The organism is Thioalkalivibrio sp. ALM2T, from assembly GCF_000381505.1.
GTDB classification, from domain to species: Bacteria; Pseudomonadota; Gammaproteobacteria; order Ectothiorhodospirales; family Ectothiorhodospiraceae; genus Thioalkalivibrio; species Thioalkalivibrio versutus.
Genome location: NZ_KB906556.1, coordinates 128,545 through 153,244 on the forward strand (window position 1 = coordinate 128,545; position 24,700 = coordinate 153,244).

At 65.2% G+C, this 24,700-nt stretch carries 23 protein-coding genes and 2 pseudogenes; all 25 read left to right on the forward strand.

Annotated features, from left to right (window positions below; all coding sequences use genetic code 11):
* Positions 1–50: 50 nt before the first annotated feature.
* The 25 genes and pseudogenes from F816_RS0100540 to F816_RS0100660 all read left to right on the forward strand — a co-directional run bounded on the left by F816_RS0100540 (position 51) and on the right by F816_RS0100660 (position 24,698).
* Entirely contained in the window at positions 51–587 is a 537-nt protein-coding gene (locus tag F816_RS0100540) for a PilZ domain-containing protein (RefSeq protein WP_019593086.1), read from the forward strand.
* A 93-nt stretch (positions 588–680) separates the two neighbouring features.
* Positions 681–2,061: pseudogene (locus F816_RS13950) on the forward strand (sigma-54 interaction domain-containing protein).
* Positions 2,062–2,272: 211 nt separating this feature from the next.
* Positions 2,273–3,631 carry a sigma-54-dependent Fis family transcriptional regulator gene (locus tag F816_RS0100550; protein WP_019593088.1) on the forward strand — a complete coding sequence of 453 codons (1,359 nt, stop codon included), beginning with the start codon at positions 2,273–2,275 and terminating at the stop codon, positions 3,629–3,631.
* Positions 3,632–3,744: 113 nt separating this feature from the next.
* The gene (gene fliE, locus F816_RS0100555; protein ID WP_018937642.1) at positions 3,745–4,083 is read left to right on the forward strand and encodes a flagellar hook-basal body complex protein FliE; all 339 of its coding nucleotides are present in this window, start codon (positions 3,745–3,747) and stop codon (positions 4,081–4,083) included.
* A 32-nt stretch (positions 4,084–4,115) separates the two neighbouring features.
* The gene (gene fliF / locus F816_RS0100560; RefSeq protein ID WP_019593089.1) at positions 4,116–5,789 is read left to right on the forward strand and encodes a flagellar basal-body MS-ring/collar protein FliF; all 1,674 of its coding nucleotides are present in this window, start codon (positions 4,116–4,118) and stop codon (positions 5,787–5,789) included.
* Positions 5,779–6,789: a flagellar motor switch protein FliG gene (fliG, locus tag F816_RS0100565; RefSeq protein WP_018145758.1), complete on the forward strand. Its 1,011-nt coding sequence runs from the start codon at positions 5,779–5,781 to the stop codon at positions 6,787–6,789. Before fliF ends, fliG begins: the two co-directional genes overlap by 11 nt.
* Positions 6,786–7,508, forward strand: coding sequence for a FliH/SctL family protein (locus tag F816_RS0100570; RefSeq protein WP_019593090.1), 723 nt, complete (start codon positions 6,786–6,788; stop codon positions 7,506–7,508). The genes fliG and F816_RS0100570 overlap by 4 nt, the downstream gene beginning before the upstream one ends.
* Entirely contained in the window at positions 7,505–8,884 is a 1,380-nt protein-coding gene (locus tag F816_RS0100575) for a FliI/YscN family ATPase (RefSeq protein ID WP_019593091.1), read from the forward strand. The genes F816_RS0100570 and F816_RS0100575 overlap by 4 nt, the downstream gene beginning before the upstream one ends.
* Positions 8,881–9,327 (forward strand): flagellar export protein FliJ, encoded by a 447-nt coding sequence (gene fliJ, locus F816_RS0100580; protein WP_019593092.1) that lies wholly within the window; start codon positions 8,881–8,883, stop codon positions 9,325–9,327. The genes F816_RS0100575 and fliJ overlap by 4 nt, the downstream gene beginning before the upstream one ends.
* A gap of 65 nt (positions 9,328–9,392) precedes the next feature.
* Positions 9,393–10,478 (forward strand): flagellar hook-length control protein FliK, encoded by a 1,086-nt coding sequence (locus F816_RS0100585; RefSeq protein WP_019593093.1) that lies wholly within the window; start codon positions 9,393–9,395, stop codon positions 10,476–10,478.
* 310 nt (positions 10,479–10,788) lie between these two features.
* A complete protein-coding gene (gene fliL, locus F816_RS0100590; RefSeq protein WP_019593094.1) occupies positions 10,789–11,286 on the forward strand; it encodes a flagellar basal body-associated protein FliL in 498 nt (165 codons plus the stop codon).
* Between the two features lie 10 nt (positions 11,287–11,296).
* Entirely contained in the window at positions 11,297–12,271 is a 975-nt protein-coding gene (gene fliM / locus F816_RS0100595) for a flagellar motor switch protein FliM (protein WP_019593095.1), read from the forward strand.
* 10 nt (positions 12,272–12,281) lie between these two features.
* Entirely contained in the window at positions 12,282–12,890 is a 609-nt protein-coding gene (gene fliN, locus F816_RS0100600; protein WP_019593096.1) for a flagellar motor switch protein FliN, read from the forward strand.
* Positions 12,891–12,892: 2 nt separating this feature from the next.
* Positions 12,893–13,339 carry a flagellar biosynthetic protein FliO gene (gene fliO / locus F816_RS0100605; RefSeq protein ID WP_026333069.1) on the forward strand — a complete coding sequence of 149 codons (447 nt, stop codon included), beginning with the start codon at positions 12,893–12,895 and terminating at the stop codon, positions 13,337–13,339.
* Positions 13,339–14,091, forward strand: a complete 753-nt coding sequence (fliP, locus tag F816_RS0100610; protein WP_019593098.1) for a flagellar type III secretion system pore protein FliP — start codon at positions 13,339–13,341, stop codon at positions 14,089–14,091. The genes fliO and fliP overlap by 1 nt, the downstream gene beginning before the upstream one ends.
* 9 nt (positions 14,092–14,100) lie before the next feature.
* Positions 14,101–14,370, forward strand: coding sequence for a flagellar biosynthesis protein FliQ (gene fliQ / locus F816_RS0100615; protein ID WP_019593099.1), 270 nt, complete (start codon positions 14,101–14,103; stop codon positions 14,368–14,370).
* A 4-nt stretch (positions 14,371–14,374) separates the two neighbouring features.
* Positions 14,375–15,148, forward strand: a complete 774-nt coding sequence (gene fliR, locus F816_RS0100620; RefSeq protein WP_019593100.1) for a flagellar biosynthetic protein FliR — start codon at positions 14,375–14,377, stop codon at positions 15,146–15,148.
* 1 nt (position 15,149) lies between these two features.
* Entirely contained in the window at positions 15,150–16,301 is a 1,152-nt protein-coding gene (gene flhB / locus F816_RS0100625; protein WP_019593101.1) for a flagellar biosynthesis protein FlhB, read from the forward strand.
* Positions 16,301–18,403, forward strand: a complete 2,103-nt coding sequence (gene flhA / locus F816_RS0100630) for a flagellar biosynthesis protein FlhA (RefSeq protein ID WP_018951414.1) — start codon at positions 16,301–16,303, stop codon at positions 18,401–18,403. Before flhB ends, flhA begins: the two co-directional genes overlap by 1 nt.
* Before the next feature lie 43 nt (positions 18,404–18,446).
* Positions 18,447–19,539 (forward strand): annotated as a pseudogene (flhF, locus tag F816_RS0100635) (flagellar biosynthesis protein FlhF); the annotation flags it as partial.
* A 168-nt stretch (positions 19,540–19,707) separates the two neighbouring features.
* A complete protein-coding gene (locus tag F816_RS0100640; RefSeq protein WP_018937629.1) occupies positions 19,708–20,532 on the forward strand; it encodes a MinD/ParA family protein in 825 nt (274 codons plus the stop codon).
* Positions 20,529–21,296 (forward strand): RNA polymerase sigma factor FliA, encoded by a 768-nt coding sequence (locus F816_RS0100645; protein WP_018951417.1) that lies wholly within the window; start codon positions 20,529–20,531, stop codon positions 21,294–21,296. The genes F816_RS0100640 and F816_RS0100645 overlap by 4 nt, the downstream gene beginning before the upstream one ends.
* 41 nt (positions 21,297–21,337) lie before the next feature.
* Positions 21,338–21,718 (forward strand): chemotaxis response regulator CheY, encoded by a 381-nt coding sequence (cheY, locus tag F816_RS0100650; protein WP_018145741.1) that lies wholly within the window; start codon positions 21,338–21,340, stop codon positions 21,716–21,718.
* A 95-nt stretch (positions 21,719–21,813) separates the two neighbouring features.
* Positions 21,814–22,590, forward strand: coding sequence for a protein phosphatase CheZ (locus F816_RS0100655; RefSeq protein ID WP_018145740.1), 777 nt, complete (start codon positions 21,814–21,816; stop codon positions 22,588–22,590).
* A gap of 44 nt (positions 22,591–22,634) precedes the next feature.
* Positions 22,635–24,698, forward strand: coding sequence for a chemotaxis protein CheA (locus tag F816_RS0100660; RefSeq protein WP_019593103.1), 2,064 nt, complete (start codon positions 22,635–22,637; stop codon positions 24,696–24,698).
* The last annotated feature ends 2 nt before the right edge of the window (positions 24,699–24,700 follow it).

The window sequence follows — 24,700 nt, forward strand, 5'->3', positions numbered from 1 at the left end:
GGTCTATAACGGAAACATTTGTTCCGGCGACGAGGGAGGCGGGAGCGCACATGGATGACGCCAGTCAGGACGAGTTTCTCGGAGATGACCTGCGTGTGACGACCGCGTTGATGATTGGTCCATCGGTCCGGCCCGCCACCGATCCGGTGCTGGCGCAGCGCCTGATCGAAAACCTGGACCTGTTCGACGCCGCCCACCCACGCGGCGCGATGCCGCACGAGGATGAGACTTCGCCCGAGGTGCAGCGCCTGGAACACAAGCTGGATCTGTTGTTGCACCTGGTCGCAGAGTCACTCCACCCCGAGCGTCCCGATCCGGTGGAGGCGACGCTCAGTGGCCACGGGATTGTGCTGCCCGCGGGCACGTTGCCGGAGGGGTGTGATCGCGTGGAGGTCTACCTCAGTCGCCTGTTGCCCCAGCCGTGCGTCCTGGGCGTCGAAAGTCCGACGACACGCGGAGGCGTGCAGATGACACGCTGGACGGGGGTTGAAGGTCCCCTGGAAGAGGCGATCGGCCGCTGGATCTTTCGCTTGCATCGCCGCGAAGTCGCCGGGAAACGCCAGAAAGTTGACGGCAATCACAAATAGGCTCGATACTGCGAACTCGATCACACCATTGGATGCCGGCCGGGGCTTTTTCCGGGTGGGCGCATCCGATCGCGGCAGTCGGGGCACAGCGGTATGCGGGATTCGGGGGAACAACAACAGGCGATGCGCATTGCACTTAGCGGCGATGCAGGAGCCACGGACGCAACACAGGCGATCCTGAATTGCCTCGGCTGCGTGGCCGAGACCCACACCAACCCCACTGACCTGATGGATGGCACACCCGCCGCAGCCGTGTGGCTTTGCGGGCCTGCCGCCGAGCTCTCCGCACGCCTGCAGGAGCCGCGCGGGGATTTGGCGCCGGTTGTCGTGCAACCGACTGACGGTGGCAAGGTGCAGGCCGACGGGGTGGATTGCATCGTCGAGCATCCGCTCTCGATTGGCCGGGTTTCTCAGGTCCTCCAGTGGCTGCGCTTCGGTCGCGAGCCGGGGTACGACGATATCCCCGGGCTGGTCGGGTCGCATCCGACCATGCAGGCGGTCAAGCGTCTGGTCGGGCAAGTGGCGCGAACCGATGCCACGGCGCTGATTCTGGGCGAGACCGGTTCCGGCAAGGAGGTGGTGGCCCGCGCGATCCACAACGCCTCCGACCGCGCGGATAAACCATTCGTGGCAGTCAACTGCGGTGCCATCCCGGCGGATCTGCTGGAAAGCGAGCTGTTCGGCCACGAGAAGGGTGCGTTTACCGGCGCCTTCACCGCGCGCGCTGGTCGGTTTGAACTGGCCGAGGATGGCACGCTGTTTCTCGACGAGATCGGCGATATGCCGTTGCCGATGCAGGTGAAACTGCTGCGCGTACTGCAGGAGCGGGTGTTCGAGCGGGTGGGTTCCAATAAATCGATCCCGGCCCGCGCGCGAATCATCGCGGCTACCCACCGGAATCTGGATGACGCGGTGGCGGATGGCGGTTTCCGTCAGGATCTTTTTTTTCCGCCTGAGTGTATTCCCGATCGAGCTGCCACCCCTGCGCGAACGCACCAGCGACATGCCGCTGCTGATCGCCGCTCTGGAAGACCGGCTGCGCGACCAGGGCATGACCCCCGCCCACCTCACCCCTGCGGTGGTTGCCCACCTGGGTCAACTGGCGTGGCCGGGAAATATCCGCGAGCTGGCAAACCTGCTGGAGCAGCTTGCGATCATCTATCCGGATCTACCGGTAGACCTGGCGCAGCTGCCGCCAAGGGTTCGTCCGGACGGGATCGAGGATCTGACCCTGCCGCCGACTACGCCCAATGGTTTCGAAGGCGGTTCTGCTGCAGGTGTCAACCTGCTGGCCGGTGGTCTGCCACCGGAGGGTGTCGATCTGCGCAGTTTCCTCAACGACCTGGAACGCGACATGATCACCCGCGCCCTGGACGAGACTGGGCACGTTGTGGCGCGCGCCGCGCGGCGTCTGGGCATGCGGCGGACCACCCTGGTTGAGCGCATGCGCAAGTTCGGCCTGGGCAAGGCCTGAGAAGACACGAATGCGGGCGTGAACGCGCCCGGAAATCGGTGTGCTCAAGTGGACGGAATCCCGTCACTCGATGGAGCCGGGATGGGTAATCTCCGCGTCATGAGCTTGACGGATCCCGGGCCGATCCAGAAAAACCCTCGATAAACCAATCGCCTGCGTTAGTGGCGCGATGTTTGCTAGATCTTTCCCGAATCGATACGGGAAGAACTTCATGTCGCGAGCCACGATCCTGCTGGTGGATGCCGAACCCGAACTACGAGAGGCCGTGGTCCAGGTGCTGGCCACGATCCCGCGGGTGCGTCTGCAGACGTGTACTGCCGATGCGCTGGTGCAATCCCTGGAAGTGTCTGCCCCGGCGGTCATCCTGCTGGCGCATCCTGCGGACGTGTCCCGGGAAGCCCTGAGCCAAGCCACGGCAGCACTGGCGGCAGTCAGCCGCGATCCGAGCCAGGATCAGGAACTGGCTGCGATGCGACACGGGCTGGAGGCGCACTTCGCGCTCCCGCGGATGGCGGACGAGCTGGCCGGGTGGCTGCGTCCGCGGGTGCGACCGGCGCCGTCGCTCGAGGTCCCTGCGTTGGTTACCTGCAGTCCCGTGATGCGCGGCATCGATCGCTTCGTTACGCGCATTGCCGGCAGTACGGCAACCGTCTTTGTTACCGGTGAGTCGGGGGTGGGCAAGGAGGTCCTGGCGCGGCAGCTGCACGCGCGCTCGCCGCGGCGACGGGGACCATTCGAAGCGATCAACTGCGCCGCACTGCCCGAGGCGATGCTCGAGGCGATGCTCTTCGGGCATGCCAAGGGCGCCTTTACCGGCGCGGTTGAGGCACGCCCGGGCAAGTTTGTGCGAGCCGACGGCGGCACATTGCTGTTGGACGAAGTGACGGAGATCCCGGTGCATTTGCAGGCAAAGCTGCTGCGTGCGCTGCAGGAGCGCGAGGTCGAGCCCTTGGGCGGGCGGCGGCCGCAGCGCGTGGACGTGCGCGTGATCGCGACCTCCAATCGGGATTTGCGCGCGGCCGTGGCCGAGGGGCATTTGCGCGAAGACCTGTACTACCGACTGAACGTCTTTCCCCTGTGCATTCCGCCACTGCGCGAGCGTGCAGAAGATATTGTGCCCTTGGCCGAGGCCTTGCTCCGACGCCTGAGTGGCGGTCAGCTCCAGGCCCTGGATGACGGCGCACAACGACGGCTGCGCGAACACGACTGGCCGGGCAACGTGCGCGAACTGGCGAACGTGATGGAACGCGCGGTCACATTGCATGACAACGCGGATCCGCAGGTGAGTGCAGAGTCGGTTTGGCTGGATGCGGACATGGTGAATCCCTGGAGTACCGGGGCCGGCGAGGTGACCACCGGGGCGCAATCGATACCGGATGACGAGAACCCGACACCGATGCTGGAGAAGACCCTGCAGACGCAGGAGAGCCGGGTGATCATCAACGTCCTGCGCGAGTCCGGCGGGCGGCGCAAGGAGGCCGCCGACCGGCTGGGAATCAGCCCCAGAACATTGCGTTACAAGATTGCGCGTCTGCGCGAGCACGGCTTTGCGGTGCCCGCGTCGGGCTAATGTGCAGTCGCCTGGCATATGGATTGCTAGAGAGTTTCTGTCGAACATGAAAATACGACGGGCCCTGCGTGGTCGGTCGGCCGGCGTAACAAGACGCCCCGGGGGGAGTGAGCATGAGCGAGATGCAGATCCAGAACGTCCTGCAGCAAATGCGTCAACTGACGCAAGCCAACGGCGTGGAGAACACGAATGCGGCCCAGCAGACGCGCGAACCCCAGCGCGTCGGCGGCGCGGACTTCCAGAACGTGCTGACGGAGTCGCTGCGGGGTGTCAATCAGGTGCAGCAGCAGGCGACCGATCTGCAGACGCGCTTCGAGCTGGGCGACGACAACGTGAGCCTGCCGCAGGTGATGACCGCGATGAGCAAGTCGAGCATCGCCTTCGAGGCGACCAACCAGGTACGCAACCGTCTCCTGACGGCGTATCAGGAAATCATGCGGATGCAGGTCTGATCGGCCGATCGGGCTGAGGGAGAGAACGGACGATGGCCGAAAATGCACAATCCCTTCCCGCGGTGGTGACCGGCGGGATCAAGGAGTTTAACGGGATGCCTGCGGGCCGCCAGCTGGCCCTGATCGGCATGCTGGCGGGTGCCATTGTGGTGATCGTGGCGCTGCTGTACTGGGCGCTGCGCCCGACCTACGTACCACTGTTTCCGCGTATGGATTCGGAGGATGCGGCGGAGGTTGTGCAAGTCCTTTCGCAGGCCGGTATTCAGTATCAGGTCGATTCCACGACGGGCCAGGTGAAGGTGCCCCAGAGCGAGGTGGCGGGCGCGCGGCTGCAGTTGGCCGGCGAAGGCCTGCCACGTTCCGGCGACATGGGCTTCGAGCTGCTGCAGGAGGATACCGGCCTGGGTACGAGCCGGATGATTGAGGGCGCGCGCCACCATCGGGCGATGGAGGGCGAACTGGCGCGTACCGTGGCATCGCTGAATGCGGTGGACCGGGCGCGTGTGCACATTGCCGAGGGTGAACAGTCGGTGTTCGTGCGTGATCGGCGCCCGGCCAGCGCGTCGGTGGTCGTGCACCTGCGCGGTGGGCGGTCCCTGAGCGAGTCGCAGGTTGGTGCGATCGTGCACCTGGTCGCGTCCAGCACCTCGGATCTGGAGCCTGAACGGGTCACCGTGGTGGACCAAAGCGGGACGCTCCTGACGCAGGATGGCGGCGAGTCGGGCATGGGTGGTAGTGGTGACCGCCTGAGTTTCACCCGCGACGTGGAGACCCGCTATACCGATCGTATCCGTGACCTGCTGATTCCGATCGTTGGGCGCGACAAGGTCCGGGTGCAGGTAAACGCGGACATCGACTTCTCGCAGGTGGAGCGCACCGAGGAACTGTACGATCCCGAGACGATTGCCCTGCGGTCCGAGCAGACCCGCGAAGACGAACGCACCGGACCCGAGGGCGGTATCGGGGGTGTCCCCGGGGCGCTGACCAACCAGCCGCCCGCCGGTGGGGTTGTCGGCGAGGAAGGCGACGAGGGTGAGGGCCCGCCCGCGGCGCTCCCGGGCAGCCGCAGCACCAATGTCACCCGCAACTACGAGGTGGATCGCCGCATCAACCATATCCGCGAGATGCCGGGCGGCGTGCAGCGCGTGTCCACGGCCGTGGTGGTGGACTTCCGCCAGGAGGTCAACGAGGACGGCGAGACCGTGCAGGTGGCGAGGGATGCGGAGGAACTGCAACGCATCGAGGCGCTGGTGCGCGAGGCGGTTGGATTTAATGCCGAACGGGGGGATACGATCAATGTAGTGACCGCCCCGTTCGAGGCGCCCATCGAGGCGGTGGCGGCGGACGAAATCGCCTTCTGGGAACAACCCTGGTTCCTCGAGGTGGTCAAGATCGTGACGGCATTGCTGCTGGCTCTGATTATCCTGTTGACGGTGGTGCGTCCGGCGATGAAACATCTGATGAAGCGGCCGGCACTGCCGCCGCGGCGCGAGGAAGATCGCGAAGCGCTGACCGACGAGTCCGCCGGCAGCGAGATGGGCATGGGGATGGGCCAGGGCGAGGGTTCGGCCGTGGCCGCGCTGACGGGCCCCAAGGGGCCGGACCAGCAGGAGATGGATCTGGAGGCGGTGCGCGAGATGGTCCGCGAGGACCCCAAGCGCGTGGCACAGGTGATGAAGACGTGGTTGGGTGACGATGGCCGCTGACAAGAACGCCAAACAGGAAGGTGCCGAGCGCGCCGCCGTGTTCATGATGAGCCTCGGCGAGGACGCGGCGGCCGAGGTCATGCGCCACATGGGGCCCAAGGAGGTGCAGAAGATTGGCACCGCGATGGCCTCCATGGACCGCATTTCGCGCAGTGACGTGAACGCGGCGCTGCACGAGTTTTCCACTCACGTGCAGGAACAGACGGCGCTGGGCGTGGGTGCCGACGAGTACGTGCGCAGCGTCATGGAGAGCGCGCTGGGTGACAAGGCCTCGGGCCTGATCGACCGCATCCTGCTGGGGCGCAATTCCAAGGGAATCGAGGCCCTCAAGTGGCTGGACCCGCGGGCGATCGCGGACATGCTGCGCAACGAGCATCCGCAGATCGTTGCCATCGTGCTGTCGCATCTCGACTCCGACCAGGCATCGGACACGCTGCAATACCTGCCCGCGCGCGTGCAGTCGGACATCGTGATGCGCATCGCGACCATGGACGGCGTGCAGCCTCAGGCCCTGCAGGAGCTGGACGAGATCCTCGACCGTCAGCTTTCCGGCAATGCCGCGAGCAAGACGTCGATGCTGGGTGGCGTGCGTTCGGCGGCCAACATCATGAACTTGATGGAGGGCTCTCGGGAGGCGGAGATCATGGATACGATCAAGGAGTCCGATTCCGATCTGGGTTCCCGCATCGAGGAAGAGATGTTCGTGTTCGAGAACCTGGTGGAGATCGACGACCGCGGTATCCAGACGCTGATGCGCGAGATCCAGACGGAATCGCTGGTACTCGCCATGAAGGGTGCCGACGACGACATGAAGGACAAGATCTTCCGCAACATGTCCAAGCGCGCGGCGGAGATGCTGCGCGAGGACCTCGAGGCCAAGGGCCCGGTCCGGGTCAGCGAGGTCGAGGGCGCGCAGAAGGAGATCCTGTCCGTGGCCCGCCGGCTTGCGGAGAACGGCGATATCGTGCTGGGTGGCGGTGGTAGCGAGGCGATGTTGTGACCGATGGCCCGGCGGCCAGGCTTTACACCGACGCGGCGGCATCGCTTTGGGAGCCGCCGGAGATTGGAGCCAATGGGGTCCATCCCCCGCGTCGCCTGCCGACGGCCGCCGAGATCGAGACGATCGAGGACGAAGCCCGCAAGAACGGGTTCGAGGGTGGTTATGCCGAGGGGCATGAGCTTGGCAAGAAAGAGGCCGAGAAGGCCACCCGGGCGCGCGAGGACAAGAAACTGCGCGAGACGGTCGCCATGCTGGAATCCGTGGCCGGCGGCCTTGCTGATCCCCTGGCGGATGCTGCCGATGCCCTGGAGCCGGAGTTGCTGGCGCTGGTGACGGCGCTTGCACGCAAGGTCGTCCAGAGCGAGCTGGAGACGCGACCGGAGCAGATCCGGACGGTCCTGGAGGGGGCATTGGCCCAGCTTCCCGGGCGCAACCAGGAGGTTCGGGTGCACTTGAACCCGGAGGACCAGGCGCTGGTGGAGGCCTATGGTGAGCGGGCGGATGCGCGCATCACCTGGGTCCCGGACGCGAGCCTGGCGCGCGGCGGCTGTCGCCTCGAATCGGGCGCGGCGAGTGTCGACGCAAGTCTCGAACGGCGTCTGCAGCACGCGGTGGAAGCCCTCTGGGATGGCGAGTATCCGGAGATGGACGGCGCACCCGACGAGGAAGATCACCAGTCCGCCACTTCCGTGGACAGCGCGGCCCCGGAGGATTCATGAATACCCCGATTGACGAGGTGCGCCGCAAGGGCCGAGAGCGGCTGAATAGCGGCTTGCTGGATCGTCTGCAGCAGTCGCGCGGGCGGGTCGAGCGGGTCAACCCGCCGCAGTCGGAGGGTCACCTGTCGCGCCTGACCGGCCTGACGCTGGAGGCGGAAGGCCTGCGCTTGCCCATTGGGGGGCGCGCGCTGATCCACGGCGAGAACGGAGACACGGTGCCGGCCGAGGTCGTCGGTTTCCAGAATGAACGCACGTTCCTGATGCCCGAGGAGATCGCGGCGGGCCTGACGCCCGGCGCGCGCATCGAACCGCTGGACAACCAGCGTCAGATTCCGGTCGGGGAGGGGCTGCTGGGCCGCGTGATCGATGCCAACGGGCAGCCGCTGGACGGAAAAGGCCCGATCCGTACCCATGATTTTGGGCTGCTGGCCGGGCGGCCGATCAACCCGCTGCAACGCGCACCGGTCCGCGAGCCGCTGGATGTGGGGATCCGGGCAATCAATGGTCTGCTGTCGGTGGGTCGTGGTCAGCGCCTCGGTCTGTTCGCCGGATCCGGGGTCGGCAAGAGTGTGCTGCTGGGGATGATGACCCGCAACACGACGGCGGACGTGATCGTGGTCGGACTGATCGGCGAGCGCGGTCGGGAAGTGAACGAGTTCATCCACGAGATTCTCGACGAGGAATCGCGCACGCGCACGGTGGTGGTCGCGGTGCCAGCCGACCAGTCGCCGCTGCTGCGCCAGCACGGGGCCTGGGTGGCCACTGCGGTGGCGGAGCATTTCCGGGACCAGGGCCTGCACGTCCTGTTGTTAATGGACTCTCTGACCCGCTTTGCCCAGGGCGCCCGCGAGATCGCGATGGCGATCGGCGAGCCGCCGGCCTCCAAGGGGTATGCGGCATCGGTATTTGCGCGCCTGCCGCAACTGGTGGAGCGCGCTGGCAACGGCGACGTAGGGGGCGGCTCGATTACCGCCTTCTATACCGTGCTCGCCGAGGGCGATGACCAGAACGATCCGATCGTGGACGCCGCGCGCGCGATCCTGGACGGCCATGTCGTGCTGTCGCGCGAGGTAGCAGAGACCGGGCGCTACCCGGCGATCGACGTCGGTGCGTCGGTCTCGCGCGTAATGTCCTCGCTGATCTCGCCGGAACACGAGCGGGCGGCGCGACGCTTCCGCGGCCTCTCCGCCACCTATATGCAGAACCGCGATCTGATCGCGGTCGGGGCCTATCGCAAGGGGGCCGACCCGCACCTGGACGAGGCAGTGGCGATGCATGAGCGCCTGGAGGCGTATCTGGCGCAGGGCCGCGAAGAGGCCATCGGCTTTGACCGGGCGCGGGATGACCTGCTGGCGCTGGTTGGCGGGGCGGCATGAACCCGAAGCGCCTGGAACGACTGTTGCGCCTGCGCCGGGTCGAGGAGAGCGAGGCCACCCGCCAGCTGGGTGAACGTCTGCAGCAACTGGATGGCATTGCCGGTCAGCGCGAGCGCCTGGAAACCTATCAGCGCGAGTATCTGCAGGCGACCCTGCCGGATGATGCCAACGCCCTCAAATGGTTGGCCGGCATGCGCGACCAGTTGCGCTCGGCGCTGGAGCAACAGGACCTGCGCATTCAGGCGGCGGAGTCGCAGGTGGAGACCGCGCGCCAGGAGTGGCTGGAACGGCACCGCAACAGCCTGTCGCTGGAAAAGCTGCTGCAACGCCGGAAGGCCGAGACGGCGCAACACGGCGCCCGGCGCCAGCAGACCGAACAGGATATGTGGGCCACGCGGCAGGCTCATGCGCGCGAGGAAGCGTCGCGTTGGCAAGGTTCTTGAATGGACCGTGACTATCGATTAGGGCAAGGGCCCGGGGATCCGCCCGGCACACCGAGGATTCGGAGATGATCGCGACACAGAACACCGGTCAGGGCATGCTGCCGCTGCTGCAATTGCTGGGCGGCGAGGCATCGCTGCAGGACCTGGACGGCCTGAAGGGGCTGAAAGGGAAGGACGGCGAGGGGTTCCTCGCGGTTCTGGAGCCGCAGATGGAGGCCTTGCTGGCGAACCTGGGCGTGCCCGGGGACGAGATGGAAGGGCTCGATCTGGAAGCCATGCTGGCGCGGTTGCAGGATCTACTCGACGGGCAGGGTTTCGCCGCAGGCGACGAGCCGGGTGGCAAGGGCTTGCCGATCGCCAGCCTGATGGCGGGAGTGCAGGAACCGGGGCGTATGGACGCGGCCCGTGGCGAAGCGGGCGCCTCTGGCCGCGGGGGTGCCGAGGGCCAGGCGTTGCCGGTCAAGCCCCTGCCTGCAGCTGTCATGCGCCTGTTTGTCGAGGCCAGCCAGGCGGCAGGCGGGCGCGATGGCCTGGCCGCATTGAAGCCCGAACTGTTGGGCGCGCAGGGCGGGCTGTCGCGGGACGGCGTGCTCGATGTCCTCGCCCAGTGGATGACTCAGGGCGGGGACGAGTCGCGTCGGGGGCGTACCGATCCCCTGGGGGGCGCCTTGCCGGCTCTCGCCGGTGGCCAGGCCGAAGGGGCGGACGCTGCACGCGCGTTGCCGCGACTGGACCTGACCCGGCTCCTGCAGCAGCCCAATGGGGCCCGCGAGCTGGCCGATCAGGTGCGCATGCTCGCCCAGGCACAGGGTGGGCGAACCGAGCTCAAGCTGCATCCCCCACAGTTGGGCAGTCTGGATATTCGGGTGCTGGTCGATGGTGACCGCACAAGCATCCAGTTCATCAGTGCCAATCCGGTGACCCGCGAGGTGCTGGAGGCGGCCATGCCGCGCTTGCGCGACAGCCTCGCCGAGAGCGGACTGATGCTCGAGGACGCCACCGTTTCCGACCAGGCGGCCGAGGAGCAGGCCGAGCAGGATGAGCGCCAGGCAGCCGCCGGGACCGCTTCGGAGCTGGACGAGGCCGAAGACAACGAGAATGGGGGCAGCACGCTCTCGATGCTGAATCGGCGACTGGATCTGTTTGCCTGAGGCGAGCCCGGCGCGGGCTCGTTCTTGCGATATCCGATGGGCGGCCGGCGGTATCCGGGACCTGCCCCATCGGGCCCCTTTCGCTGTGGTAGCGATCTTCCATGAGTGCCGCCAAGAATCCGTCTTTCCCGCGCGGCGGGCGGCCGATTCTTGACGTTATCGCCCGTTCCTTCCCCCGAAGTGTCCCTCCTCCCCCTCCAGTGCTGGTCGCTAACTATCGGATAAAGCGATAGAAAGCCAATGCTGGCATCTGCCTTGCTAAGGTCTTTTCCGAGATCAAATCCTCGGTTTACCGGACAGCGGGTGCGACATGGCGAAGAAGGAAGTCAATCTGGACGACGAAGAAGGCGGCACCCCGAAGAAGGGCGGCATGGGCAAGCTGCTTGTGCTGCTGCTGATCGTGATTCTGCTGGTGGGCGCCGGGGCCGCTGCGGCCTGGTTCTTCCTGGTTGCGGGCGACGAGGCTGCCGAACAGGTGGTGGAAGGCCCCCCCGAGCGCTTCTACACCAGCCTGGAGCCGATGACCGTCAACATCGAAGCGCCGGGCCGCATCCGGTATCTACGTGCCGAGGTGAGCCTGGTGACCCACGAGGCGCCAGTGATCGAGGCGTTCGAGCGGCATATGCCGGCGATCCGCAACGACATCCTGGGCCTCCTGGCGGAACAGCGTTACGAGGATCTGAATACGCGTGATGGCAAGGAATCGCTGGCGGAGGAGCTGAAGGAAGCAATCCGCGAGATTCTGCGCTCGCGGGATGCGCCGGACGCGGTCGAGGCCGTGTTGTTCAACGAACTGGTGATGCAGTAGGAGCCCCGTTATGGCGCAGACGGATATCCTCAGCCAGGACGAGATCGATGCCCTCCTGCATGGTGTGGACGAGGGCGACGTCGAGACCGAAGACCCGTATCCGAGTGACGGTGAGGCGCGGGAATTCAACTTTGCCACGCAGGATCGCATCGTCCGTGGGCGCATGCCCACGCTGGAGATGATCAACGAGCGCTTTGCGCGTCAGCTCCGGGTCCGTCTGTTCAATGTACTGCGCCGCTCGGCCGAGATCTCGGTGGTCGGCACCCGTATCACCAAGTTCTCCGAATACATGCACTCGCTGTTTGTCCCCACCAGCCTGAATCTGGTGCGGGCGCATCCGCTGCATGGCACCGGCTTGTTCGTGTTCGATCCCAAGCTGGTGTTCATCCTGGTCGACAACTTTTTCGGTGGCGACGGACGCTACTACACCCGCATCGAGGGACGAGACTTCACCCCAATGGAGATGAAGGTCGTCCACGGCGTGCTGGAGGGGGCCTTCGAGGATATGCAGAAGGCCTGGCAGCCGGTGATGGAGCTCAAGTTCGAGTTCCTGAACTCCGAGGTCAATCCGCAGTTCGCGAACATCGTCTCGCCGACCGAGATCGTCGTTATCAGCGAGTTCCACATCGAGCTCGACGGGGGCGGCGGCAATCTGCACGTGACCCTGCCGTACTCGATGATCGAGCCGATCCGCGAACAGCTGGATACCGGGATCCAGTCGGATCGCTCCGATGTGGACCAACGCTGGATGCACGCGCTGCAGGAGGAGATCCAGACCGCCGAGGTCGAGATCAGCTCCATGCTGGCGGAGACCGAGGTCACCGTGCGCGAGCTGCTGGATATCCAGCCGGGCGACATCATCCCGGTGGACCTCCCCGAGAAGATCACCTTGCAGGTCGAAGACATCCCGATGTTCCGCGGGAAGTTCGGCGTATCCAATGGCATGAATGCGATCCAGGTTTCGGAACGCATTCTCAAACGATAGAGGGCGCAGCATGGCTGACACCGACGATCCCAAGCAGGACACCCCGGCCGTGGATGAAGATACCGCGGGCGCCGAAACCATGACCGACACCGAAGGCGGTAGCGATGACCAGGCGCTGGCGGATGAGTGGGCGGCAGCCCTGGCCGAGCAGAAGGATGACGACGGCGAAGACGCGGCTGATCCCGATGAGTTGCTGAACGCCGCGCAAGGCGGGGCTGCTGCGGGGGGAGGTGATGACGCGACCGCCGCGAAGCAGACGCCGAAGTCCGAGAAAAAGGAGCGCAAGCACCAGCCCGATTCGTCCGCGGAGGCCCTGCAGCCCGAACAACTCTCGGGGGTGGTGCAGGGCGACGGTGAGGAAATGAATCTGGAGATGGTGCTGGACGTTCCAGTGACGATCGCCATGGAGATCGGTCGCACGCGCATCCCGATCCGCAACCTGCTGCAGCTGAACCAGGGCTCGGTGGTGGAACTGGACCGCCTGGCCGGCGAGCCACTGGACGTACTGGTGAACGGCACGTTGATCGCGCACGGCGAGGTCGTGGTGGTCAACGAGAAGTTCGGGATCCGGCTGACCGATGTGATCAGCCCCAGTGAGCGCATCCGCAAGCTTAAATAGCCATGAATCTACGTAATACGCGCAGTTCGGCCCTCGTCCTGGCGGCCGTCACGGGGACCCTCTGGCCTTTGACGGCCCTTGCGGAGGATGGCGCTGGCGGGGCCGCAGCCTATCTGACCCAGCTAATCGGCGGTCTGGTCCTGGTGATCGGTGCCATTGTGGTGCTGGGCTGGATCCTGCGCCGGACCCAGGGCGGACTGAACCGCGGCTCGCAGGTGATCGAGATCGTCGCGGCGCGCTCGGTGGGCACGCGTGAACGTCTGGTACTGGTCCAGGTGGGCGACGAACAGGTGCTGGTCGGCGTGGCGCCGTCCGGGATGCGCACCCTGCACACGATGCGCGAGCCGGTGGTGGCGCCGGTAGGCGAGACCCCGGATTTCTCCAGCGCACTCAAGCGCGCCGTGACCCGCCGGGCTCCGCCCGGTAGCAGCGAGCGGGGGCAGTCGTGATGGCGCTGTTCCTGCGGTTCGGGCTGGCACTGGGCCTGCTGCTCCTGCCCGGACTCGCCGGGGCCCAGGTGGCGCAGGGCATCGAGGCCCTTACGGTGACGACCAACGGCGACGGGGGCGAGACCTACTCGGTCACGCTGCAGATCATCCTGCTGATGACGCTGCTGACCCTGCTGCCGTCGATCCTGATCATGATGACGTCCTTCACCCGGATCATTGTGGTGCTGGCGATCCTGCGCCAGGGCCTGGGCACGACTCAGACACCTTCCAACCAGATTCTGATTGGCCTGGCCTTCTTCCTGACTCTGTTCGTGATGGCCCCGGTGCTGGACGAGATCTACGAGACCGCGTTTGTGCCCTACGTGAACGAGGAGATCGGGACGGAAGAGGTGATCGAGGCGGGGGTGCAGCCGTTGCGCGAGTTCATGCTGATGCATACCCGTGAGAGCGATATCGCGATGTTTGCCGAGATCAGCGGGATCGACGGATTCGAGGAGGCGGATGACATCCCGTTGAACCTGCTGGTGCCTGCGTTCATCACCAGCGAGCTGAAGACCGCATTCCAAATTGGCTTCCTGATCCTAATCCCGTTCCTGATCATCGACCTGGTGGTGGCCTCCGTCCTGATGTCGATGGGGATGGTGATGCTCTCCCCGCTGATTATCTCGCTGCCGTTCAAGGTGATGCTGTTCGTGCTGGTGGACGGCTGGGCGCTGATGATGAACACACTCGCCACCAGCTTTTTCGTGTAGGAGTCGAGAATGACACCCGAACTCGTCGTGGATGTGGGACAGGAAACCCTCATGGTAGTGATCCTCCTGTCTGCACCCCCGTTGTTAACGGCCCTCGCGGTCGGCCTCACGATCGGGATGCTGCAAGCGGCTACGCAGATTCAGGAAATGACCCTGTCGTTCATTCCCAAGCTGCTGGCGATGTTCGCGGCCCTGCTGTTCAGCGGCCACTGGATGTTGCAGCTACTGATCGATTACACCGAGCGACTCTACGAGGGTGCGCCGGGGATGGTGGGGTAGGCACATGACGTTGGCGGCGGAACAGCTGGTGCTGTGGGTGGGGGCGGTCCTGTGGCCGTTCGCCCGCATTGGCGCCATGCTTGTCGCCATGCCGATCTTCGGCGCGGATACGGTCAACGCGCGGGTGCGCATGGGGCTGGCGCTGTTGCTGGCGATCTTCGTGGCCATGCAGGGCCCGGTCCTGCCGGATATCGATCCGCTCAGCCTGGAGGGCGTGCTGGTCACCCTGCACCAGATCGCGATCGGCGTGTTCATGGGATTCATTCTGCAGATGGTGTTCTCGGCCGTGACTCAGGCGGGCGAGGTGATCGCACTGGGCATGGGCCTGGGTTTTGCCTCCATCATGGATCCGGCCCAGGGCGTGCAGGTCCCGGTGGTCTCCACCATCTTTGTGATCTTCTCGACCCTCCTGTTTCTGGCGATGAACGGCCATCTGATTGCTCTGGAGCTGATGTTGACCAGCTTCGAGACCATGCCGATCGCCCCGACCGGTCTGAACGCCGAGGCCTTCTACGCCCTGGTGGCCTTCGGCTCCACGATGTTCGTGGGCGCGGTGCTGGTGGCATTGCCGGCGGTTGCCTCGCTCCTGTTGGTGAATATTTCCATGGGGGTCATCACTCGCGCGTCCCCGCAGCTCAACATCTTCGCGGTGGGTTTCCCGATGATGATCCTGATCGGGTTCGTGCTGATGATGTTGATCCTGCCGGGCCTGCCCGAACGTTTTGGCGAACTGATGTTCGAGGCCTTCAACCTGATGCAGACCCGGATGGGCTTCTGAGATGGCCGAGAACGAGAGCGGACAGGAAAAAAGCGAAGAGCCCACTCCGAAACGCCTGCGCGAGGCGAAGGAGAAGGGGCAGGTCCCGCGCTCGCGCGAGCTGAGCACCTTTCTGGTGCTGATGGCGGGCGGGAGCTTCCTGCTGATGTATGGCCCGAACATGGGGGCGCAACTTACTGAACAGATGAGCAGTCGCCTGGATTTCGAACGCGAAATGGCCTACGACTCGTCGCTGTTATTGCCTTATCTGGCCGATGAGATCTTCCGTACCCTGCGGACCCTGTTTCCGTTGTTCGGGGTACTGATCGTAGCCGCGGTACTCGCGCCGATCGTGATCGGCGGCGCCAATTTCTCCTGGAAGGCCGCCGCGCCCAAGGCCTCCAAGCTGAATCCCGGAAAGGGCCTCAAGCGAATCTTCTCCTGGCAGGGGCTGATGGAGTTCGGCAAGACCTTCGCCAAGTTCGTACTGATCAGCAGTGTCGCGGTCGCCGTGCTGGCCACCTTCTCCGACCGGCTGCTGATGCTCGGCTACGAGCCCATCCATCAGGGCATTAGCCATGCCGCCCAGCTGGTGCTGGGAACCTTCATCGCGGTGTCCGCGGCGCTGATCGTCGTGGCGGCCATCGACGCGCCGTTCCAGATGTGGAATCACCAGAAACAGCTGCGCATGACCCGCCAGGAGGTCAAGGACGAGTACAAGGAGACCGACGGGAAGCCGGAGGTCAAGCAAAAGATCCGCCAGTTGCAGCAGGAGATGGCGCAGCGGCGAATGATGGAAGAGGTCCCCAAGGCCGACGTGATCATCACCAACCCGACCCACTATGCCGTCGCTATCGTCTACGAGGCCTCGCGCATGGCGGCGCCGAAGGTGGTGGCCAAAGGCGTCGACGAGGTGGCCGCCTCGATCCGTGCAGTCGGGGACGAACACGCGATCATCCGCGTCGAGGCCCCGCGTGTGGCGCGCGCCATCTATTTCACTACCGATCTGAATCAGGAAGTTCCCAACGGCCTGTTCGTGGCCGTGGCCCGCATCCTGGCGTACGTCTACCAGCTCAAGCGGGCCGATGCCGAGGCGCAGATGCCGGATGACCTGCCGGTGCCCGAGGACTATCTCGATCCCGACAAGCAACGCGGCCAGCGGAGGGATCGCTAATGGCGTTTTTTGACCGTCTGGGTAACGTCGGCAAGTGGGGTCTGGGGGCGCCGATCCTGCTGATCGCGATGCTCTCGATGATGGTGCTGCCGCTGCCGCCGCTGGCGCTGGACGTGCTGTTCACTTTCAACATCGCGCTGTCACTGGTCGTGATCATGGTTGCGGTGTACACCCCGCGGCCGCTGGAATTCGCGGTCTTCCCGACCGTGTTGCTGGTCGCCACCCTGCTGCGCCTGGCGCTGAACATCGCCTCTACCCGCGTAATCCTGCTGGAAGGCCACACCGGCACGGATGCCGCCGGCAAGGTCATCCAGGCCTTCGGCGACTTCGTGGTTGGTGGCAACTACACCGTGGGGCTGGTGGTGTTCGCGATCCTGATCATCATCAACTTCGTGGTGGTGACCAAGGGGGCCGGGCGTGTGTCCGAGGTCAGCGCCCGCTTTACGCTGGATTCCATGCCCGGCAAGCAGATGGCGATCGATGCGGATCTGAACGCCGGCATCCTGACTCAGGAAGAGGCGCGCAAGCGCCGCGAGGAGATCGCCAGCGAAGCGGACTTCTACGGCTCCATGGACGGTGCCTCCAAGTTCGTCCGCGGCGATGCCATCGCGGGGATCCTGATCCTGTTCGTGAACATCATCGGCGGGCTCACCATCGGTGCGGTGCAGCACGGCATGTCGATCGGCGATGCCGCGACCAACTACGTGTTGCTGACCATCGGCGACGGCATCGTTGCCCAGATCCCGTCGCTGGTGCTGTCCTCCGCCACCGCGATCATCGTGACCCGCGTGACCAGCAGCCAGGACATGGGCCAGCAGGTGTATGGGCAGATGTTCTCCAACCCGCGGGTCCTGTACGTCGCCGGTGGCGTGATCGGCGCGCTGGGCGTCGTGCCGGGCATGCCGAACGCCGTGTTCCTGGGCCTGGCGGCGCTGATCTTTGGCTGGGCCTATCTGCTCAAGCGCCGGAGCCGCGAGGCCGAGGTGGAAGTGGAGCGCATCCCGCAGGAAGACGAGGGCGGGGCGCGTTCGGAGGATCGCGACCTGACCTGGGAAGATGTCCCGCCGGTGGATCTGGTCTCCCTTGAAGTCGGCTACCGCCTGATCCCGCTGGTGGACCGTACCCAGGACGGCCAGTTGATGGGACGGATCAAGGGCGTGCGCCGCAAGCTGTCGCAGGAGCTCGGGTTCCTGCTGCAGCCGGTGCACATCCGCGACAACCTGGAGCTCAGTCCGAACGCCTATCGGATCAGCCTGCTGGGGGTCACCGTGGCCGAGGCCGAGGTATTCCCCGACCGCGAACTGGCGATCAATCCGGGCGAGGTCTTCGGCACCGTGCCGGGCACCCCGACCAAGGACCCGACCTTCAACCTGGATGCCCTGTGGATCGACCCGTCGGATCGCGACCAGGCCCAGGGCGCCGGCTATACCGTAGTCGACTGTTCCACGGTGATTGCGACGCATTTGTCGCAGGTGTTCCGCGAGAACGCTCACCGCCTGATCGGGCACGAGGAGGCACAGCATCTGCTGGATCAGCTGGCGCGGCATTCGCCGAAGCTCGTGGAGAACCTCGTGCCCAAGACGCTGTCGCTTTCGATCGTGCTGAAGGTGTTGCAGAACCTGCTGGCCGAGCAGGTCTCGATCCGCGACCTGCGCACGATCGCCGAAACCCTGGCAGACGACGGGGTGAAGAGTCAGGATCCCGGCACTTTGACCGCTGCGGTGCGCGTCGCGCTGTCGCGTTCCATCGTCCAGGACCTTGTGGGACCGGAGGATGAGCTGCCACTGATCGCCCTGGACCCTTCGCTGGAACAGCTCTTGCATAAGTCCCTGCAGGGCAGCTCGGGTGGCACGGTTGGACTGGAGCCCGGGCTGGCGGAACGGTTGCAGCGTTCGGTTGCGGACGCGGCGCGCCGCCAGGAGACAGCCGGTCAAGCGGCGATCCTGGTGGTGGCACCGGAGATCCGTTCCTGGATTGCCGGCTGGTTGCGCGGCGCGGTTCGCAGCCTCACCGTCCTGGCGTTTACCGAGATCCCCGACAACCGGCGGATTCGGGTAGTCGCCACGGTCGGTCAGGAAGAAACGGCGAAGCAGTCCGCATGAGACATAGGGGTTCCGCCGCGCGAGCGGCGCAGGAGATCAAAGCATGAATGTCAGACGATATCGGGCCCGGGACATGCGCGACGCCATGCGTCAGGTGCGCGAACAACAGGGAGAAGATGCCGTGATCCTCTCCAGTCGCCGGGTGGATGGCTGGTTGGAGGTGGTCGCCGCCCTGGAGGATGGCGAGTCCTCGGAGCCGGTGCGCGAGCCGGAGGCCGAAAAGCCGGCCCGCGAGGCGCGTACCGCCGACCGCGCCCCGAATTCGGTGGCGCCTTCCTGGCCGGCCGATCCCGAGCTCACCGCGATGCGGCAGGAGTTGCGTGACCTGCGCAGCCTGATGACGCGTCAGTATGCGGAGAGTGACGAGGCTCGCTGGGCGGCCCGTCACCCCCTGGCGGCAGAATGCAAGGTCCGCCTGATCGACCGCGGCTTCAGTGAATCGCTGGCCCGCAGCCTGGCGGGCAGCATCCTCGATGACAGCTCCCCCGAGCAGGCTTGGGAGCGTCTCCGCGCCCGGCTTTCGGGTGCGATTGCCACGCATCGCCCGGCGATTCTGGACGAGGGCGGGCTGCTGGCGATGGTGGGGCCGACGGGTGTCGGCAAGACCACCACGCTGGCACGGATCGCGTTGCGCCAGATCCGTCGGATGGGACCGGATTCGGTTACGCTGGTGACCCTGGACAGCCAGCGCATCGGTGCCACACGGCAGTTGCAAGCCTTTGCGCAGATGGCGGGGATCTCGGTGCGCGTGTTGCAGAATGCGCGCGAACTGCGCGATCTGGCGCGGCGCGTGGACGATGGCCACCTGATCCTGGTGGACACCGCCGGGCAGGCGCCGCGCGCGGTGGAGGAGGAGTCGCTGTTCGCACATCTGCCGCCGGATATCCGTGCCGAGAGCTGGTTGGTCGTGTCGGCCACGACCCAGGGCAGTACCTTGCGGCGGGTGCTGGAGGCGTTTCGCAAGGCGGATCCCTCGGCGCTGGTGCTGACCAAGCTGGACGAGGCAGAACAGCTGGGCGAGGTCCTGTCGGTCCTGCTGGACCAGCACCTGGGACTTGGGTTCGTAAGCGATGGCCAGCGCATCGCGGAGGATTTTCACCGGGTCGATACGGGGTATCTGACCCGCCTGGCGCTGGACGACGATGCGGAGGGTGCGCAGGTGGGTGGCAATGCCCGTGAGACTTGGGCTGCCGAACGGCTGGCCGAGATGGAACCGCCGCGACGCTCGCGTTCGCCGCTGCGCCCGGCTCAGGGGTCCGAGCCGGCAACACTGGAACTGATTCAGCCGGTTGGAAAGGGGCGTTATGCCACGCACTAACAAGCCGTTGAAGGTCATTGCGGTCGCCTCGGGCAAGGGCGGGGTCGGGAAGACCAACGTGTCGGTCAATCTGGCGGTCGGCCTGGCCCGGCTGGGCCGCGAGGTGATGCTGTTCGATGCGGACCTGGGCCTGGCCAACGTGGACCTGTTGCTCGGGATGCGCCCGGAGCGCACCCTGCACGACCTGGTGACCGGCGCGGTGGACAGCCTGGACGATGTCCTGGTCCAGGGGCCGGATGGGGTGAAGGTGGTCCCGTCGGCCTCCGGTATCGCGGCGATGGCGAACCTCACGCCGGCCGAGCACGCGGGTCTGATCCATGCCTTCAGTGCCTACCGCAAGCCGCTGGATGTCCTGATCGTGGATACCGCTGCGGGCCTGCAGGAGTCGGTGACTTCGTTCTGCCGGGCGGTGCAGGAGACCCTGGTGGTGGTCTGCGACGAGCCGGCTTCGATTACCGATGCCTATGCCCTGATCAAGGTGCTGCATCGTGACCACGGGCTGCGGCGTTTCCGGATGGTCACCAACATGGTCAGCGGACGCGAGGGTGCGGAGCGGCTGATGCAGAAACTCAATACTGTCTGTGGCAATTACCTGCCGGAAGTGGTCCTCGATCTGGCCGGCTATATCCCCATGGACGAACATCTGCGCAAGTCCGTGCAGAAAAGGGCACCGGTGGTTCAGCAGTATCCCGGCAGTCCGGCCGGCAAGGCGTTTGCCGAACTGGCACGCACGGTGGACCGTTGGCCGGTTGGTGGGGGTGACCACGGGGGCGTCGGGTTCTTCGTGGAACGAATGCTGCAGAGTGCATGATGACGACGCGTAATCGACTTTCCGGCTACCAGGCGACGTCCACCGCGACCGGTGGGCACGAGAAGTTGATTGCCGATCACGTTGAACTGGTGCACCGCATCGCGCACCACCTGATGGCCCGTCTGCCGGCCTCGGTCCAGGTCGATGATCTGATCCAGGCCGGCATGATCGGCCTTCTGGAGGCGGCGCGGCAGTTCGAGGGCGGGCAGGGGGCGACCTTTGCCACCTACGCCGGAATCCGCATCCGCGGTGCGATGATCGACGAATTGCGGCGCAGTGACTGGACGCCGCGTTCGGTGCATCGCAACAGCCGGCGTATTGCCGCCGCGATCCAGAGTGTCGAGGCCCGCGAGGGGCGTGCGGCGCGGGGGAGCGAAGTGGCGGCGGAACTGGACGTGGCGATCGATGACTATTACGACATGCTCAAGGACCACGCCGGGGCCCATCTGTTTGCGCTGGACGATCTGGGTGGTGGTGATGACGGGGCCGATCGCGTGATCGAGGGGCAGGAAGTCTCGCCGTCGCGTAGCCTTGAGGCTGGCGAGTTTCGCGAGGAGTTGGCCGAGGCCCTTGGGGATCTGCCTGAACGCGAACGCCTGGTGCTGTCGCTGTATTACACCGAAGAACTGAATCTGCGTGAGATCGGGGCTGTTCTGGGCGTGACCGAGTCGCGCGTGAGCCAGATTCGCAGCCAGGCGGTCATCCGGCTGCGCGCGCGCATGGGGTCGTGGCTCGAAGACGGCACGGCTTTGCAGTTATTCTAAAACTCACCTTACGAATCCCGGAGTGACGTGTGGACAAGGGAATGAAAATTCTCATCGTGGACGATTTTTCCACGATGCGGCGCATTATCAAGAACCTCTTGCGCGATCTTGGCTTCAATAATACGCAGGAAGCCGACGACGGCAGCACCGCGCTGCCGATGCTGCAAAATGGTGACTTCGACTTCCTGATTACCGACTGGAACATGCCCAATATGCCGGGCATCGACCTGCTGAAGGCCGTCCGGGCGGATGCCAACCTGAAGTCGATGCCGGTGTTGATGGTGACGGCCGAGGCCAAGCGCGACCAGATCGTGGAGGCGGCGGAGGCAGGTGTGAACGGTTACGTGGTCAAGCCGTTTACCGCCGAAACGCTGAAGGAAAAGATCGACAAGATCTTCGAACGTATTGAAGCACAGGGCTAAGCATCGCCCGGTGATGAATACGGACGACGTCCGTCTCGCTTGCGCGGGTGGACGTGCCCCGGCTCCTTCGGCGCCGTACCAGCAAGAGGCTCCTCATGACTGAACAGGAACACCCCCCACGCGACGGCCAGCTCGAGCTGGCCCGGCAACTGGTGCAGACGCTCGAGGCGGGCGACGACGCGGCGGCGCGCGCGCTGGTGCAGGATCTAGCGCGTCCTTACGACCGCGAGCTCTTCGATGAACTGGGCAAGCTGACGCGCGACCTTCACGAGGCCTTGCAAAGCTTCCGTGGGGACTCGCGTCTGGTAGAGCTGACCCAGGCGGAGATCCCGGATGCGAAGGAACGCCTGAATTACGTGGTCACCATGACCGAGCAGGCCGCGCACGCCACGATGGGCGCCATCGAGTCGAGCCTGCCGATCGCGGAGTCGTTCAGCCAGCAGGCGGCCGACTTGACCGCCAAATGGACGCGGTTTCGCAACCGGCAGCTCTCGGTGGACGAATTCCGCGATTTCGCGCGTGAGCTGGACAGCTTTTTCGGGCAAGCGGGCGAGGACGCCGAGGAGTTGCGGCGGCTGCTCTCCGAGGTGCTGATGGCACAAAGTTATCAGGACATTACCGGCCAGGTGATTCGCCGCGTGATTCAGCTGGTGACCGACCTTGAAGAGAACCTCGTTACCCTGATTCGGCTCTCCAGCGGGCGCATGGAGCAGGTCGAAGCGGCCGAAGCGTCCCTGGAGCGTGGCGAAGAAGACCGCGAGGCGGACCGCAAGGGCCACGGCCCCAGTGTGCCAAAGACTCAAGATTCCAGCGCAGATGTCGTTCAAGGACAGGACGAGGTGGACGATCTGCTATCAAGCCTGGGCTTCTAGCAGTGCCCCCCATACGACTGGCGCCACGGGACCGGAGAGACTGAATGGCCATCGACCCCAATGACGAAATCCTTCAGGACTTCCTGATCGAGGCCGGGGAACTGCTGGAGGGGCTCAACGAGCAACTCATCGACCTGGAACAGAATCCGGACGACCGGGATCTGTTGAATGCGGTCTTTCGAAGCTTCCACACCATCAAGGGGGGCGCCGGGTTTTTGAGCCTGGATCCGCTGGTGACGGTTTGTCATCACGCCGAGGACGTCTTCAATCTGCTGCGCAACGGCGAGCGCCGGGCCGATAGCCATCTGATGGACACCATGCTCCGCGTGCTGGACTCCCTGAACGTCATGTTCGGGGATCTGCGCTCCGGCATGGACCCGACCCCCGCCGATGCCGCGGTGGTCGAGGACCTGCGGCGCATGGCAAAAAACGAAGACGTCGCCGGAGATACCGCCGCGGCGCCGCCCGCGCCTGAACCGGAGCCAGTCCCCGAGCCCCAGGCCTCGGCCCCGGGCGATGCCATGGTGGGCGGCGGGGAGGAGATCACGGACGACGAATTCGAGGCCCTGCTGGATACGTTGCACGGTGACGGTGCCCCGGCACCCGTGGACGCGGCCGTGCCGGGCGGCGCCGGGGCCAGCGAAGACTCGGGCGGTGATCTGATCAGCGATGACGAATTCGAGAACCTATTGGACGAGTTGCAGGCCAAGGGCGGAGGTCCGGCATCGCCCGGACCGGCTGCGGACGCCCCTGCGGATCCACTGCCGACCGAGCCCGCGGCCGCGGCGCCCGAGCCGGAAAAAGCGGTAACGCCGGAACCGGCTGCCGCCGGTGGGCAGGGCGGTGGTGGTGCCCGCGCCGGCGGGGCCGAGGCCGGGGGGCGCCCGGCTCCACAGGGCGAGACCTCCGTGCGTGTGGATACCGAGCGGCTGGACGAAATCATGAACCTGGTGGGCGAACTGGTTCTGGTGCGAAACCGCTTGAGCATGCTGCGTTCGCAGCATGTCGACGACGAACTGGGCAAGGCGATCAGTTCGCTGGCACTGGTGACCTCCGACCTGCAGACCTCGGTGATGAAGACCCGCATGCAGCCGGTGAAGAAGGTCTTCAATCGCTTCCCTCGAGTGATCCGCGATCTGTCGCGGAATCTGGGCAAGGAGATCGAACTGGAGATCTTCGGCGAGGAAACCGACCTCGACAAGAATCTGGTCGAGGCCCTGTCCGATCCGCTGGTGCATCTGGTGCGGAATGCTGTGGACCATGGCATCGAGACGCCCGCTGTGCGCGAGGCGGCGGGCAAGCCGCGCAAGGGTACGGTCGTGCTCGGCGCGGCCCAGGAGGGCGATCACATCGCACTGCTGATCAAGGACGACGGCGGTGGCATGGATCCACAGGCCCTGCGGCGCAAGGTGGTGGAGAAGGGGCTGATGGAGTCCGCGATGGCCGAACGCATGACCGATCGCGAGGCCTTCAACGTGATCTTCATGGCCGGATTCTCCACCAAGACCGAGATCTCGGACGTCTCCGGCCGCGGGGTCGGCATGGACGTGGTCAAGACCAAGATCTCGCAGCTCAACGGCACCATCGAGATCGATTCCGAGATCGGCGTGGGGACTACGCTGCGGGTGAAGCTGCCCCTGACCCTGGCGATCCTGCCCGCCCTGATGGTGATTCTGGACGGCCGCCGTTTTGCGATCCCGCTGGCCTCGGTCTCCGAGATCCTGGACCTGGATCTGACCAAGACGAATTACGTGGATGATCAGGAAGTCATCATGGTGCGCAAGCACGCCCTGCCTATCCATTACCTCAAGCGCTGGTTGAAGCCGGGGCACGAACCCGAGCCGCGCAAGGATGCGCACGTAGTGGTGGTCCACACGGCCGACCGCAAGGTAGGGCTGGTAGTGGATGATCTCGTGGGGCAGGAAGAGGTGGTCATCAAGCCGCTCGGCCAGAATCTGCAAGGTGTGAAGGGCCTGGCGGGAGCGACGATCACCGGAGATGGCGGCATCGCCCTGATCCTCGACGTCTCTGATCTGGTGACCATCCTGATGCGGCAACTGCAAATGTCCGGTCGACCGCGCCGCGCGTCGCGCTCGAACGAGGGCTGAGG